Genomic DNA, 14,930 nt, shown 5'->3' with positions numbered 1-14,930 from the left:
CCTATAATGTGCGGCTCGCGACACGGGCGGTTAGCTCAGCGGTAGAGCATTGCCTTCACACGGCAAGGGTCGCAGGTTCGAACCCTGCACCGCCCACCACGACGTAAAGCAAAAAGCCCCGGTTCCAGGGGCTTTTTTGTTGCGCGCTGCTGTGGCGAGCGCAGTAAGGACGACGTGGCGAGTTGGCCCGCGGGCGTTCGGGAGCGCGCAAACGCCTCTGCAGCCATCCAGTCGATGAATCGCCCAGGCCCCGCCGCGGGTTGTTGTCGCCGGCGTCCGCTTCTGGCCGGCGGCGGCGAAGCGGCTGCCGGCCGCTGCCGCCCTCTAGAACGCTTCGCCCTCTGCGTTCGCTGGAATACCGGACGCAAGAGCAGGGAGGTGCGTCTGTGAAAACGCCCGAGTCGACAGCAGGACTGGCAGCAGGTGTTTGCCGGCTTCGGAGAGGCGGTACTCCACACGCGGAGGCTTTTCGCCGAAGTCGACCCTGTCGATGAGCCGATCCTTTTCCAGTTCGCGGAGATGTTGCGTGAGCATTTTCTGCGAGATGCCCGGAAGGTCGCGCTTGAGATGGGTGGTGCGCCTGGACGGATCGGCGTAAAGCCGGAACAGGATGGCAAGCTTCCAGCGTCCCTGGATCATCCGCACCACGCGTGTGACATGGGCGACAGATCCATCCGGCCCAAGGCAGGCGGCACGCTCTTCTCTCGGTGCAGGCACTTGAAAGTGCGTACTTGTGCCATTCATTTCGTGGCTCGACCATGTGTTCGACGATTGCAAGTTGGGTGTGCGGCGATGGATTTGCAACTGGCTGGAAAGACGGCGCTCGTTACCGGAAGCAGCAAGGGCATCGGCGAAGCGATTGCGCGGGCATTGGCGAAGGAAGCGGCTACGGTTGTCGTGCACGGTCGCGACAGGGATCAGGCGGAACGCGTCGCGCTGGAGATCAACGCCGCGGGCGGACGCGCGTACATGGTCGTGGGCGATCTGACGCACGATGACGAGGTGCAGCGCCTGGTCCAGGAAGCACAGGACCTGGCCGGCCACATCCAGATTCTGGTGAACAATGCCGGCGGATCTGGCGGTGCCAAGGAGGATTGGGCGAGCACACAGCCTGCATCCTGGGCATCGGCCTACGATCGCAACGTGCTTGCAGCCCTTCGGATCACCACGCGACTGTTGCCCGCTATGCGCAGGGCCGGTTGGGGGCGGGTGATCAACATCTCCAGCATGGCCGCCCTGATGCCGCCGCCATCCGGTCCTGATTACGCGGCAAGCAAGGCGGCGATGAACGCCATGACCGTCTCAATGGCCAAGGCCGTGGCAGCCGATGGCGTCACGGTCAACGCGGTGTCGCCCGGGACCATCCATAGCGACGCGCTCGATCAACGCTTCCGCGAAGTCGCGAAGGAGCGCGGGCTGGCGGGCGAGGGCGCCTCGTGGCAGGAGATCGAACGCGCGGTCCTGCCGCTTTTCGCTCAGGTGCCAGTCGGCCGCGTCGGCGGCCTGAAAGAAATTGCGGACGCAGTCGCTTTCCTCGCTGGCAACGGCGCGTCGTACATCACCGGCATCAACCTGCGCGTCGATGGCGGAATGCTGCCCGGCCTTTAGCCGCTGCCGCCGAAAAGCGAACGTCGTTGGCGGCCGGGCGCGACGCTGTCCCGGCCGAGCGAAGAGGCGACCTTGCGCCGTTGTGCTCTTCATTTCCCGATGCTGATCGTATCGTCGGCAGACGCTCACGACCGGCTCACGGGTCGTGCCGATACTGAGGCCATGCCTGAAGGTCCTTCGATCGTCATCCTGAAAGAAGAGGCGGCCGCGTTCGCGGGCCGCAAGGTGCTGCGGGTATCCGGCAACAGCAAGCAGGAGCTGGCGCGGATGCAAAATCGCAAGATCCTGTCGCTGCGCAGTTGGGGCAAGCACTTCCTGATCGAGTTCGATGGGTTCAGCGTGCGCATCCATTTCCTGCTGTTCGGCAGCTATCGGATCAATGCGCGCAAGGAGGCGCCGCCGCGGTTGAGCCTGGGTTTCGCCAAGGGCGAGGAGCTCAATTTCTACGCGTGTTCGGTCAAGTTCATCGAAGGTGCGCTGGACGAGGCCTACGACTGGCGCGGGGACGTGATGAACCCGGAGTGGGACGCGGCGCAGGCGCGGCGCAAGCTGCGCCTGCGGCCGCGCACGCTGGCCGCCGATGCGTTGCTGGACCAGGACGTGTTCGCCGGCGTCGGCAACATCATCAAGAACGAAGTGCTGTTCCGCATCCGCGTGCATCCGGAGAGCGAGGTCGGGGCGTTGCCGCCGCGCAAGCTGGCCGAACTGGTGACGCAGGCGCGCGAGTACAGCTTCGATTTCTACCACTGGAAGAAGGCCTACGTGCTGAAGAAGCACTACCAGGTGCATACCAAGACCACCTGTCCGCGCGACGGCCATCTGCTGACCTACCGCAAGCAGCTCGGCAAGGCGCAGCGGCGTGCGTTCTTCTGCGAGCATTGCCAGCGGCGCTATGCGCTGGATGCTGACGATGTTGGAGCCTCGTAGAGAGCAGTTTCGGCCGGTACGTTCGAACGCGGACGCATATGCGGCGGCAGTGTCCGCCGCTGGAACCCCAGAACGCAGTGCGTTGCGACGAGTGGGGCGCTTGTCTCTCAGTGGAAATCGCGGCTGCGGATGTCCAGCCCCAGCAACAGCGGGGTCAGGTCTTCGAGGTGGCCGGCGATCAGGTGGCGTACGCCGTCGGCGGTTTCCAGGCGGCCGCGCACCGCCAGTAGCTTGGATTCGATCAGCGCTTGGCGCTGGCGGTCGGCCAGGCGCCGCCAGACCACCACGTTGACCAGGCCGTGCTCGTCCTCGAGGGTGACGAAGGTGACGCCGCTGGCGGTCTGCGGGCGCTGGCGCATGGTCACCAGGCCGGCGACGGCGACCGCGCTGGCGTGGGGCAGGGCGCGCAGTTCGCCGGAATGGCGGTAGCGGCGCGCGGCCAGTTGCCGGCGCAGCAGCGACAGCGGGTGCTTGCCCAGGGTGGTGCCGATCGTGGCGTAGTCGGCGCGGATGTCCTCGCCGAGGCTGGGCAGCGGCAGCGCCACCTGCCGTTCCGGCGTGGCCTGCAATGCTTCGAACAAGGGCCGCTGCGCTTCGACGCCGGCCACCGCCCAGCGTGCGCGATGGCGGTGCCCGGCCAGCGGCTTCAGCGCGCCGGCGTCGGCCAGGCTGTCGCGCGCCTTGCCGTCGAGCGCGGCGCGATGGCACAGGTCGGCCAGGTCGCGGAACGGCGCCTGCGCGCGCGCCTGCTGCATGCGCAGCGCGGCCTCTTCGGCCAGGCCGCGGACCAGGCGCAGGCCCAGGCGGATCGCCGGCTGCGCCTTCGGATCGTCGCTGCACGGTTCCAGGCCGCAGTCCCAGTCGCTGTAGCGCACGTCGACCGGTCGCACCTGCAGGCCGTGGCGGCGCGCGTCCTGCAGCAGCTGGTCGGGGCTGTAGAAACCCATCGGCCAGCTGTTGATCAGCGCGCAGGTGAATGCGGCCGGTTCGTGGCATTTGAGCCAGCAGCTGGCGTAGGTGAGCAGGGCGAAGCTGGCGGCGTGGCTCTCGGGGAAGCCGTAGCTGCCGAAGCCCTTGATCTGCTCGAAGATGCGCGCGGCGAACTCGGCGCTGTAGCCGTTCTTGAGCATGCCCTCGGTCAGCTTCTGCCGATGCGGTTCCAGTCCGCCGTGGCGCTTCCAAGCGGCCATCGAGCGGCGCAACTGGTCGGCTTCGCCGGGTTCGTAGTCGGCGGCGACGATCGCCAGTTGCATCACCTGTTCCTGGAACAAGGGCACGCCGAGGGTGCGCTTGAAGACTTCGAACAGCTGCGGCGGCAGGTCGTCGGCTTCTTCCTCCTTGTTGCGGCGGCGCAGGTAGGGATGCACCATGCCGCCCTGGATCGGGCCGGGGCGCACGATCGCCACCTGGATCACCAGGTCGTAGAACTCGCGCGGTTGCAGCCGCGGCAGCATCGCCATCTGCGCGCGCGATTCGATCTGGAACACGCCGATGGTGTCGGCGCGCTGGATCATCGCGTAGGTGTCCGGGTCTTCGGCGGGAATGGTGGCCAGCGACAGATTCTGGCCCCGGTGCGCACGCAGCAGGTCCAGCGTGCGCCGCAACGCGCTGAGCATGCCCAGCGCGAGCACGTCGACCTTCATCAGTCCGACCAGTTCCAGGTCGTCCTTGTCCCACTGGATCACGGTGCGCTCGGCCATCGTGGCGTTCTCCACCGGCACCAGCGTGTGCAGCGGATGCTCGGAGATCACGAAGCCACCCGGGTGCTGCGACAGGTGGCGGGGAAACCCGATCAACTCGCCGGTCAGCACCAGCAGCCGGCGCATCAGCGGCGTGTCCGGATCGAAGCCGCGTTCGCGCAGCAGTTCCTGCTGCGATTCGACGGGGTCGCGCTGGCCGAGGGCGGCCGACAGCGCATCGACGGTATCGCTGGGCAGGCCCAGCGCGCGCGCCACGTCGCGCACCGCGCTGCGTGCGTGGTAGGTGATCGCCACCGCGGCCAGCGCCGCGCGCTCGCGGCCGTAGTGGCCGAAGATGTACTGGATCACTTCCTCGCGGCGGTCGTGTTCGAAATCGATGTCGATGTCGGGCCGTTCCTTGCGCTCTTCGGAGATGAAGCGCTCGAACAGCATGCCGATGCGGTCCGGGTCGATCGCGGTGATGCCCAATGCGTAGCAGACCGCCGAGTTCGCCGCCGAGCCGCGGCCCTGGCACAGGATGTGGCGCGACCTGGCGAAGCGCACCAGGTCGTAGACGGTGAGGAAGTAGGACTCGTAGCCCAGGCGCTGGATCACGCCGAGTTCGTGTTCGATCAGGCGCCGGGCCTTTTCCGGGACCCCTTTCGGCCAGCGTGTAGCGGCGCCTTGCTCGGTGAGCGTGCGCAGCCATTGCGTCGGGGTCTGCCCGCGCGGCACCAGTTCGTGCGGATACTGGTACTGCAGTTGGCCGAGGTCGAACGTGCAGCGCTGCGCGATGCGCACCGATTCGGCCAGCAGCGCCTGCGGATACAGCGTGGCCAGCGTGGCGCGCGGGCGCAGGTGGCGCTCGCCGTTGGCGAACAGGTGCGCGCCGGCCTCGCTCAGCGGCAGGCGTTGGCGGATCGCGGTCAGCGTGTCCTGCAAGGCGCGGCGGCCGCGTGCGTGCATGTGCACGTCGCCGCAGGCCACGGCGGGCAGCTGCAGGCGCTGCGCCAGCTGCAGGCGTGCGTGCAGCAGGGCGCCGTCGTCGGGGCCACGCAGCAGTTCCACCGCCAGCCACAGGCGCTGCGGGAAGCGCGCCTGCAGCCAGGCGCCGTCGGTGTCGTCTTCGCGATGGCCGCGCGGCAGCCACAGGCACAGCAGGCCGTCCAGGTCGCCGTCGAAATCCTCGCGCAGCGCGCGGTACGCGCCCTTGTCGGCGCGGCGGCGGGCCAGGGTGATCAGCCGGCACAGCTGCTGGTAGCCGTGCAGGGTCTCGGCCAGCAGCACCAGCTTGGGGCCGTGCTCGAGCTGGATCTCGCTGCCGACGATCAACGCCAGCCCGGTGTCCCTGGCCGCCTGCCAGGCGCGCACGATGCCGGCCAGGGTGCATTCGTCGGTGATCGCCAGCGCGCGGTAGCCGTGGCGCGCGGCGCGCTGGAACAGTTCCCACGCATGCGAGGCGCCGCGCTGGAAGCTGAAGTTGGACAGGCAGTGCAGTTCGGCGTAGTCGGGCAATACCGTGCGCGTGGAAGTGGGCGTGGCCTCGTGCGCCGATGCAGATGGCGCGGCCGGCGCAGGCACGGCGCGCAGCCGTGGGCGTGGCGGGGTATGGCTCATGCGAACCAGCCGTGCAGCATCAGGGCGTCCGGCGCGTCGGCCGGCGCGAACACCCAGGCGCGCTGGCCCTGGCGGGTGCGCACGACGTAGTAGTCGCGGCGCACGTCGGCGTCGTCCCACCAGCCGCTTTCGATGCGTTCCGGGCCGGCCAGGCGTTCGGGGTCGCGCTCGCGCAGCGGGATCGGCCGGGTCAGCAGCCAGCCGGGGCGCGGCAATGCGGTGCCGGCGATCGCCGTGTTCGCCTTGGGCGGTTTGCCGGCCGGCGCCGGCTTGCCCGATTCGGCGCGCCACGCCTGTTCGGGGCGATGGTCGGCATGCGCGCGCAGGCCGTGCACCGCGTCGTCGCCCAGGCGCGCGCGCAGGCGTTCGCGCAACTGCTCCCAGGGCAGCGCCTGTTGCGTGCGGTCGTCGAACAGTTCGCGCGCGGCGGGCACGAACGGCGGCAGTTCGTCGGCGCACAGGCGCATGGCCTGCACCGGCGCCGGCACGCTGGCGTGCTGCAGGCGCCCGCGCGCCAGCTCGAACAGCATCGCCGCCTCGCGCTCGGCGGCGAGCAGCCCGACCGGTACCACGCTGTCGGCCAGGCCTTCGTGCTCCAGGTGCAGCTGGAAGCGCTGCACGCCGCCGTCGCGCCCGGCCAGGAACGCGGCCAGATCAGCGGTCAGGCGGCGCAGCGGGAACAGCAGCGCCTGGCTGGATTCCACTGCATAGCCCAGCTCCAGCCGCGCGTCGAAGCGGTCCGGCGGCAGGTAGTACTGCAGCGGCAGCGGCGCCTGCCCGCGCAAGGCGTCCAGGTGCTGCAGCAGCGCCGGCGGATAGCGCCGCGCCAGCGCCGTGCGCGGCAGCGCGAACAGCTGCTGCAGCCTGCGCAGGCCCATCCGCGCGAAGGCCTCGGCCAGGCCCGGCTGCAGCCCGGCGCGGGCGATCGGCAACTGGCCCAGCGCGCACTGCAGCGCGGCGTTGTCGAGCAGGGCGATGCCGTCGTGCGCGTTGGCCAGCACGCGCGCGGCCAGCGGATGCGGCGCGACCACGATGCGGTGGCGGAACCCCAGCGCGGTCAGCTCCTCGCGCAGGCGCGCCTCGAAGCGCGGCCACGGCCCGAACAGGCCCAGGCTGGCCTCGATCTCCAGCAGCAGCGCCCCCGGGTAATCGGTGCTGACCAGCGAACTGAAACGGTACGCCCACGCCGCCAGGAACTGCTGGCAGCGGCGGCTTTCCTCGGGATCGTGCAGCGCGGTGGCGAAGCGGTCGCACAGTGCCTGCGCGGTGGCCAGCGACTGCCCGGGCTGCAGGCCGCGCGCGCGCGCGGCGGCGTTGACCGCCTTCAGCGTGCGCCGCTGCGGCGGACCGCTGAGCAGCGCCAGCGGCTCCTCCGGCGTCGGCCAGCGCCGCAGCACCGTGTCGAGCGCCAGTTGCGGCAGCAGGATGCAGGCCCAGCGCATGCGTGCGCGCTCAAGCCGATGCCGGGCTGGGCGCGGCCAGCGCGATCGGCCGCGCCGGCGGCAGGCCGCCGCGGCACTTGAGCACGCGCAACTGCGCCGGCGCGGCATCGATGGCGATGCGCAGCGCGGCCGGCGACGGGTTGGCCGAGGCTTTCAGCGGGCGGTAGGCGAAGCCCAGCGCGCGCCCGCTCTCGGCCGCCACCTGCAGCCGGCGCAGGGTCTTGTCGCCGGCCTGCGCCGGCCAGCACAGCACTGCCGCACAGCTGCCCGAACGCAGGCATTGCTCGGCGGCCCAGGCCGCATCGGGGCCGGCGCGCACGATCTGCAACTGTGGCAGCGCCACCCCGGCCTGTTCCCAGGCGCCGGGGTAGGGCAGGTAGGGCGGATCGACCAGCACGATGCGGCCGCCGCCCTGCGACAGCCGCGCCAGCGTCGGCCACAGCAGCTGCAGTTCGCCGATGCCGTCGGCGGCGTGCAGCAGTTCGGTCAGCGCCATTTCCGGCCAGCCGCGCGCCGGCAGCGCCGCGTCGAGCGCGGCATGGCCGGTGGGCTGCGCGCTGGGCGGCAGTGCGGCCGGCTGGCCGCGCCAGACCCGGCGTTCGGCGAGCAGGCGGTCGAGGGCGACGACGGCGCCCATCAGCCTTGCCGGATCAGGCCGCAGTACTGCCCTTCGATGGCGAAGTCCTGCCCCGGCTGCACCACGATCGGCGCATAGGCCGGATTGCGCGGCAGCAACTGGATGCGCGCGCCATCGTGGCGGTAGCGCTTGATGGTGAGCTCCCCGTCCAGCCGCGCCACCACGATCTGGCCGTTGCGCGCCTCGGCGCTGCGCCGCACCCCGACCAGGTCGCCGTCGAGGATGCCGTCGTCGATCATCGAATCGCCCTGCACGCGCAGCAGGTAGTCCGGGCGCAGCGCGAACAGCGCGCGGTCCAGGCGCAGCTGCTGGTCCAGGCCGATGTCGGCGCCGATCGGCGCGCCGGCGGCGACCCGGCCCAGCACCGGCAGCCGCATCAGCCCGCCGCGCGGTTGCGCCTGCGCCGGTCGCAGGCTGCGCGCCTGCTGCGGCACATGCTCGAGCAGCCCGGCCTCGACCAGCGCCTGCACGTGCTTGCGCGCCGCATTGCGCGAGGCGAAGCCGAAGCGCTCGGCGATCTCGGCCAGGGACGGCGGCCGCCCGGCCTGCTCGGCGCAGTCGTGGACGTAGGCGAGGATGGCGGCGCGTTGTGGGGAGAGGGTATCCATGGTGTACATTTGTACACCGTCGCAGACAATTTGGCGACGCGGCTCACTGAATCCGGTCAGCCCTTCTCTGCGGTGCAGGGGCGCGGGTTGCGATGCGGCGCCTGCCGCGCAAGCTGTCGCGCTCAGCCCGGCGCCGCGCCCTCGGGCATCACCCCGGCATAGCGCGCCCGCGGGCGGATCAGCTTGCCCAGCGCCTGCTGCTCCAGCGCGTGGGCCAGCCAGCCGGACAGGCGGGCGGCGGCGAACAGCACCAGGGCGTGGGCGGCGGGCAGGTCGTGGATGAGGCAGAGCGCCGCGAGCATGCCGTCGATGTTGGGCGCCTGGCCGCTGCAGTCCTGGGCTGCGGCCAGCACCGTTTCCACGTGCCGCATCTGGGGATGGTGGCCGCAGCGTTCGCGCAGCAGGCGCAGCACTTCGGCCGCGCGCGGGTCGCCGTCCGGGTAGAGGGCGTGGTGGAAGCCGGGCAGGTCGTCGCCGCGCTGCCAGCGTTCGGCGATGAAGGCCGCCGGGTCGGCGGCCTCCTGCGCGTCGCGCAGCAGGGCATGGGCGCGGGCGGTGGCGCCGCCGTGGCGCGGGCCGGACAGCGCGGCCAGGCCGGCGCTGACGGTGGCGTGCAGCGGCGCGCCGGTGGAGGCGACCACGCGCGCGGCGAAGGCCGAGACGTTGAGTTCGTGGTCGGCGCACAGCACCAGGATGGCACGCACCAGTTCGGCGAAGTCGGCATCGCCCGGGCGCCAGTGGTCGGCGATCAGGCGATGCACCGGCTGCACGTCCGGCTGGGTGCCGACCAGCAGCGCGGCGTTCTGCCGCAGCAAGGTGGCGGCGATCTCGCGGCGCACCGCCGGCGCGGCGTTGAGCGGCTGGCGCAGCTCCAGCGCCAGCAGCGGGATGCAGGCCATGGCGCGCTCCAGCGGCGGCAGCGTGGCGTCGCCGGCCAGCGGCGCCACGCGCGCCGGCCAGGGCGCGGCGGGGGCGCTGGCGAACGGGTCTTCGTCCATGCACTCCCACAGCAGCCGCGCGATGTCCTCCAGGCCGGCGCCCTCGCGCACCGCGGCCACCGCCGAGCGCCCGCGGTAGTAGGGGCTGTCGGGGCGGATCAGCGAGATGCGCGTCTCCAGCACCGGCAGGCCGCGGTCCAGGCTCTGCGCCGCGCCGCGCGCCGCGCCGCGGCCGACGCGCTTGCGCTGCGCCAGCCGTTCCACCTCCGCGCGCAGGTAGGCGCGGCTGCGGTGGTCGGCGCCGGCGCGCGAACTGAGCAGGCCGCGGCTCACATAGGCGTACAGCGTGGCGCTGCTGATGCCGAGCAGGGCGCAGGCCTCGGCGGCGGAGATCAGGTTGCGGTCGGCGGCAGGGGACATGTGGATCCGCTGATAGGTTGATTCATTGAATCAAGATTGATCGGCTGGGGCGATGGTGACAGATTGGCGCCCATCGCGGAACGGCCCGTGCGGGCCGCCGCCCTCGCTCAGGAGTTCGCCATGTCGCACGTTTCCGCCGGCGCCCGTTTCCGCGCCGCGCTGGCCGCCGAGTCGCCGCTGCAGGTGATCGGCGCGATCAACGCCAACCATGCGCTGCTGGCGCAGCGCGCCGGCTACCAGGCCATCTACCTGTCCGGCGGCGGCGTCGCCGCCGGCTCGCTGGGCCTGCCGGACCTGGGCATCAACACCCTGGACGACGTGCTGATCGACGTGCGCCGCATCACCGACGTATGCGCTCTGCCGCTGCTGGTGGACATCGACACCGGCTTCGGCCCCAGCGCGTTCAACATCGAGCGCACCATCAAGTCGCTGATCAAGGCCGGGGCGGCCGCCTGCCACATCGAGGACCAGGTCGGCGCCAAGCGCTGCGGCCACCGCCCCGGCAAGGAGATCGTGAGCCAGGGCGAGATGGCCGACCGGGTCAAGGCCGCGGCCGATGCCAAGACCGATGCCGACTTCTTCCTGATCGCGCGCACCGACGCGATCCAGGTGGACGGCGTGGACGCGGCGATCGAGCGCGCCATCGCCTGCGTGGAGGCCGGCGCCGACGGCATCTTCGCCGAGGCCGCCTACGACCTGGACACCTACCGCCGCTTCGTCGACGCGGTGAAGGTGCCGGTGCTGGCCAACATCACCGAATTCGGCAAGACCCCGCTGTTCACCCGCGACGAACTGGCCTCGGCCGGGGTGGCGATCCAGCTGTTCCCGCTGTCGGCGTTCCGCGCCGCCAACAAGGCCGCCGAGGCGGTGTACACCGCGATCCGCCGCGACGGCCACCAGCAGGGCGTGCTGGCGACGATGCAGACCCGCGAGGAACTGTACGAACGTATCGGCTACCACGCCTTCGAGCAGCGGCTGGACGCGCTGTTCGCCGGTAAGGGCGCATGATCTGCGCCGCCCCGATGACACGACCGCGCTACCTGGGAGACCACGCATGAACGACACCACCGCCAGCCAGTCCGCACCGGCCTTCAAGCCGAAGAAATCGGTGGCCCTGTCCGGCACCGCCGCCGGCAACACCGCGCTGTGCACGGTCGGCCGCAGCGGCAACGACCTGCACTACCGCGGCTACGACATCCTGGACCTGGCGCGCAGCAGCCAGTTCGAGGAGATCGCCTACCTGCTGGTGCACGGCAAGCTACCCAGCAACAGCGAGCTGCGCGGCTACAAGGCCAAGCTGCGCTCGCTGCGCGGGGTGCCGGCCGCGGTCAAGGCGGCGCTGGAACAGCTGCCGCCGTCGGCGCATCCGATGGACGTGATGCGCACCGGCGTGTCGGTGCTGGGCTGCGTGCAGCCGGAGAAGGACGACCACAACCATCCCGGCGCGCGCGACATCGCCGACAAGCTGATGGCGTCGCTGGGGTCGATGCTGCTGTACTGGTACCACTACAGCCACAACGGCAAGCGCATCGAGGTGGAGACCGACGACGATTCGATCGGCGGGCATTTCCTGCACCTGCTGCACGGTTTCAAGCCGCACGAGGAATGGGTGCAGGCGATGCACACCAGCCTGATCCTGTACGCCGAGCACGAGTTCAACGCCTCCACCTTCGCCTGCCGGGTCATCGCCGGCACCGGCAGCGACATGTACAGCGCCATCGCCGGCGGCATCGGCGCGCTGCGCGGGCCCAAGCACGGCGGCGCCAACGAGGTCGCGTTCGAGGTGCAGAAGCGCTACGACACGCCGGACGAGGCGGAAGCGGACATCCGCGCGCGGGTCGAGCGCAAGGAAGTGATCATCGGCTTCGGCCACCCGGTGTACACGGTGTCCGATCCGCGCAACCAGGTGATCAAGGACGTGGCGCGCGAACTGTCCGACGCGCAGGGCAGCCGCAAGATGTACGACATCGCCGAGCGCCTGGAGACGGTGATGTGGGAGATCAAGAAGATGTTCCCGAACCTGGACTGGTTCAGCGCGGTCAGCTACCACATGATGGGCGTGCCGACGGCGATGTTCACCCCGTTGTTCGTGATCGCGCGCACCGCCGGCTGGAGCGCGCACATCATCGAGCAGCGCATCGACGGCAAGATCATCCGCCCCAGCGCGAACTACACCGGGCCGGAAGACCAGGCGTTCGTGCCGATCGACCGCCGCAGCTGATCGCTCCCTCTCCCTGCGGGGGGAGGAGTTGGGGGTGAGGGTGCGGGCGCAGCCTCGTCGCGTTTGGTTGCACCAGGCTTCGCCCGGACCCTCATCCGCCCCTTCGGGGCCCCCCTCCCGATGGGAGAAGGGGCGCCTTCGCTTTCTTCCCACTTCGTAGCCAGCCATGAACAGCCACTACCGCAAACCCCTGCCGGGCACCTCGCTGGATTTCTTCGACGCGCGCGCCGCGGTCGATGCGATCCGTCCGGACGCCTATGCCACGCTGCCGTACACCTCGCGGGTGTTCGCCGAGAACCTGGTGCGGCGCTGCGATCCGGCCACGCTGGACGCCTCGCTCACGCAGCTGATCGAGCGCCGCCGCGACCTGGATTTCCCCTGGTTCCCGGCGCGGGTGGTGTGCCACGACATCCTCGGCCAAACCGCGCTGGTGGACCTGGCCGGGCTGCGCGATGCGATCGCCGAGCAGGGCGGGGATCCGGCGCAGGTCAATCCGGTGGTGCCGACCCAGTTGATCGTGGACCATTCGCTGGCGGTGGAATACGGCGGCTTCGACCGCGCCGCGTTCGCCAAGAACCGCGCGGTGGAAGACCGCCGCAACGAAGACCGCTTCCACTTCATCGACTGGACCAAGCGCGCGTTCGAGAACGTCGACGTGATCCCGCCGGGCAACGGGATCATGCACCAGATCAACCTGGAGAAGATGTCGCCGGTGGTGCAGGTGCGTGACGGCGTGGCGTTCCCGGATACCTGTGTGGGCACCGACAGCCACACCCCGCATGTGGACGCGTTGGGCGTGCTGGCGATCGGCGTCGGCGGGCTGGAGGCGGAGAGCGTGATGCTCGGGCGCGCATCGTGGATGCGCCTGCCGGACATCGTCGGCGTGGAACTGGGCGGGCGGCCGCAGCCGGGCATCACCGCCACCGACGTGGTGCTGGCGCTGACCGAATTCCTGCGCGCGCAGAAAGTGGTCGGCGCCTACCTGGAATTCCACGGCGAAGGCGCCGCCGCGCTGACCCTGGGCGACCGCGCCACGATCTCCAACATGACCCCCGAGTTCGGCGCCACCGCGGCGATGTTCGCGATCGACCGGCAGACCATCGACTACCTGAAGCTGACCGGCCGCGACGACGCGCAGGTGGCGCTGGTGGAAACCTACGCCAAGGCCGCCGGGTTGTGGGCCGACGACCTGGCCCGGGCGCAGTACGAACGCGTGCTGCGTTTCGACCTGTCCGGCGTGGTGCGCAACATGGCCGGGCCGTCGAATCCGCACAAGCGCGTGGCCACGTCCGACCTGGCCGCGCGCGGCATCGCCGACGCATCTAAGCTGCAAGCCGGCCAGGCCGAACAGGCGCAGGGGCTGATGCCCGACGGCGCGGTGATCATCGCCGCGATCACCAGCTGCACCAACACCAGCAACCCGCGCAACGTGATCGCCGCCGGCCTGCTGGCACGCAACGCCAACGCGCGCGGGCTTGCCCGCAAGCCGTGGGTCAAGACCTCGCTGGCGCCGGGCTCCAAGGCGGTGCAACTGTACCTGGAAGATTCCGGGCTGTTGCCGGAGCTGGAGCGGCTCGGCTTCGGCATCGTCGGCTTCGCCTGCACCACCTGCAACGGCATGAGCGGCGCGCTGGACCCGGCGATCCAGCGCGAGGTGATCGAGCGCGACCTGTACGCCACCGCGGTACTGTCGGGCAACCGCAATTTCGACGGGCGCATCCATCCCTACGCCAAGCAGGCGTTCCTGGCCTCGCCGCCGCTGGTGGTGGCGTACGCGATCGCCGGCACCATCCGCTTCGACATCGAGAAGGACGTGCTCGGCGTGGATCGCGACGGCCAGCCGGTGACCCTGAAGGACCTGTGGCCCAGCGACGAAGAGATCGACGCGATCGTCGCCGCCAGCGTCAAGCCCGAGCAGTTCCGCCAGGTCTACGCGCCGATGTTCGCGCGCAGCGCGCAGGCCGGTGCGCAGGTGGCGCCGCTGTACGCGTGGCGCGAGCGCAGCACCTACATCCGCCGCCCGCCGTACTGGGAAGGCGCGCTGGCCGGCGCGCGCACGCTGCGCGGCATGCGCGCGCTGGCGGTGCTCGGCGACAACATCACCACCGACCACCTGTCCCCATCCAACGCGATCCTGGCCGACAGCGCCGCGGGCGAATACCTGGCGCGGATGGGCGTGCCGGAAGAGGACTTCAATTCCTACGCCACCCACCGCGGCGACCACCTCACCGCGCAGCGCGCCACCTTCGCCAACCCGCAACTGCTCAACGAGATGGCCGTGGTCGATGGCCAGGTCCAGCGCGGCTCGCTGACCCGGCTGGAGCCGGAAGGGCAGGTGATGCGGATGTGGGAAGCGATCGAGACCTACATGGCGCGCAAGCAGCCGCTGCTGATCGTCGCCGGCGCCGACTACGGGCAGGGCTCCTCGCGCGACTGGGCGGCCAAGGGCGTGCGCCTGGCCGGGGTCGAGGCGATCGTGGCCGAGGGCTTCGAGCGCATCCACCGCACCAACCTGGTCGGCATGGGCGTGCTGCCGCTGGAGTTCCAGCCCGGCACCACGCGCACCACCCTGGGCATCGACGGCAGCGAGCTGTTCGACGTGCTCGGCGCGCGCACCCCGGGCGCGACGCTGACCCTGTCCATCACCCGCAAGACCGGCGAGCGCCTGGACGTGCCGGTCATCTGCCGCCTGGACACCGCCGAGGAACTGGCGATCTACGAAGCCGGCGGCGTGCTGCAGCGCTTCGCGCAGGATTTCCTGGAGGCGTCCGCCGCCTGATCCGGGCAGGATTTTTTGGCAGTGTCGAAATCGGCCCGCCCCATTCGTCGGTGT

11 protein-coding genes and 1 tRNA gene are annotated in these 14,930 nt (G+C 70.5%); 6 read left to right on the top strand and 6 right to left on the bottom strand.

Features of this window, described 5'->3' with window-relative positions:
- The first annotated feature begins 24 nt into the window (after positions 1–24).
- Positions 25–99 (top strand) — tRNA-Val (locus tag OCJ37_RS15325).
- Between the two features lie 225 nt (positions 100–324).
- Here OCJ37_RS15325 and OCJ37_RS15320 read toward each other — a convergent pair.
- Positions 325–639, bottom strand: coding sequence for a winged helix-turn-helix transcriptional regulator (locus OCJ37_RS15320; protein ID WP_263110590.1), 315 nt, complete (start codon positions 637–639; stop codon positions 325–327).
- A gap of 153 nt (positions 640–792) precedes the next feature.
- On the opposite strand from OCJ37_RS15320, the gene OCJ37_RS15315 reads away from it, so the two are divergent.
- On the top strand, positions 793–1,608 hold the full coding sequence (locus OCJ37_RS15315; protein ID WP_263110589.1) for an SDR family NAD(P)-dependent oxidoreductase: 816 nt from the start codon (positions 793–795) through the stop codon (positions 1,606–1,608).
- A gap of 162 nt (positions 1,609–1,770) precedes the next feature.
- On the top strand, positions 1,771–2,535 hold the full coding sequence (locus tag OCJ37_RS15310; protein ID WP_263110588.1) for a DNA-formamidopyrimidine glycosylase family protein: 765 nt from the start codon (positions 1,771–1,773) through the stop codon (positions 2,533–2,535).
- Positions 2,536–2,642: 107 nt separating this feature from the next.
- Here OCJ37_RS15310 and OCJ37_RS15305 read toward each other — a convergent pair whose 3' ends face one another.
- The 5 genes from OCJ37_RS15305 to OCJ37_RS15285 all read right to left on the bottom strand — a co-directional run bounded on the left by OCJ37_RS15305 (position 2,643) and on the right by OCJ37_RS15285 (position 9,876).
- Entirely contained in the window at positions 2,643–5,831 is a 3,189-nt protein-coding gene (locus OCJ37_RS15305; RefSeq protein ID WP_263110587.1) for an error-prone DNA polymerase, read from the bottom strand.
- Positions 5,828–7,273 (bottom strand): Y-family DNA polymerase, encoded by a 1,446-nt coding sequence (locus OCJ37_RS15300; protein ID WP_263110586.1) that lies wholly within the window; start codon positions 7,271–7,273, stop codon positions 5,828–5,830. The genes OCJ37_RS15305 and OCJ37_RS15300 overlap by 4 nt, the downstream gene beginning before the upstream one ends.
- 10 nt (positions 7,274–7,283) lie before the next feature.
- Positions 7,284–7,910, bottom strand: coding sequence for a translesion DNA synthesis-associated protein ImuA (gene imuA, locus OCJ37_RS15295; protein ID WP_263110585.1), 627 nt, complete (start codon positions 7,908–7,910; stop codon positions 7,284–7,286).
- Positions 7,910–8,518 (bottom strand): transcriptional repressor LexA, encoded by a 609-nt coding sequence (gene lexA / locus OCJ37_RS15290; protein WP_263110584.1) that lies wholly within the window; start codon positions 8,516–8,518, stop codon positions 7,910–7,912. Before lexA ends, imuA begins: the two co-directional genes overlap by 1 nt.
- Before the next feature lie 122 nt (positions 8,519–8,640).
- Positions 8,641–9,876, bottom strand: coding sequence for a citrate synthase family protein (locus OCJ37_RS15285; protein WP_263110583.1), 1,236 nt, complete (start codon positions 9,874–9,876; stop codon positions 8,641–8,643).
- Positions 9,877–9,996: 120 nt separating this feature from the next.
- On the opposite strand from OCJ37_RS15285, the gene prpB reads away from it, so the two are divergent.
- From prpB to acnD, 3 genes are all read left to right on the top strand, one after another.
- Positions 9,997–10,884 (top strand): methylisocitrate lyase, encoded by an 888-nt coding sequence (gene prpB / locus OCJ37_RS15280; protein WP_263110582.1) that lies wholly within the window; start codon positions 9,997–9,999, stop codon positions 10,882–10,884.
- 46 nt (positions 10,885–10,930) lie between these two features.
- On the top strand, positions 10,931–12,097 hold the full coding sequence (prpC, locus tag OCJ37_RS15275; RefSeq protein ID WP_263110580.1) for a bifunctional 2-methylcitrate synthase/citrate synthase: 1,167 nt from the start codon (positions 10,931–10,933) through the stop codon (positions 12,095–12,097).
- A 166-nt stretch (positions 12,098–12,263) separates the two neighbouring features.
- The gene (gene acnD, locus OCJ37_RS15270; protein WP_263110579.1) at positions 12,264–14,876 is read left to right on the top strand and encodes a Fe/S-dependent 2-methylisocitrate dehydratase AcnD; all 2,613 of its coding nucleotides are present in this window, start codon (positions 12,264–12,266) and stop codon (positions 14,874–14,876) included.
- The last annotated feature ends 54 nt before the right edge of the window (positions 14,877–14,930 follow it).

The sequence above is a fragment of the Xanthomonas sp. AM6 genome (genome assembly GCF_025665335.1).
Lineage (GTDB): Bacteria > Pseudomonadota > Gammaproteobacteria > Xanthomonadales > Xanthomonadaceae > Xanthomonas_A.
The sequence above is the reverse complement of the archived record's forward strand: the minus strand, read 5'-3'. Positions and strand labels throughout refer to the sequence as shown.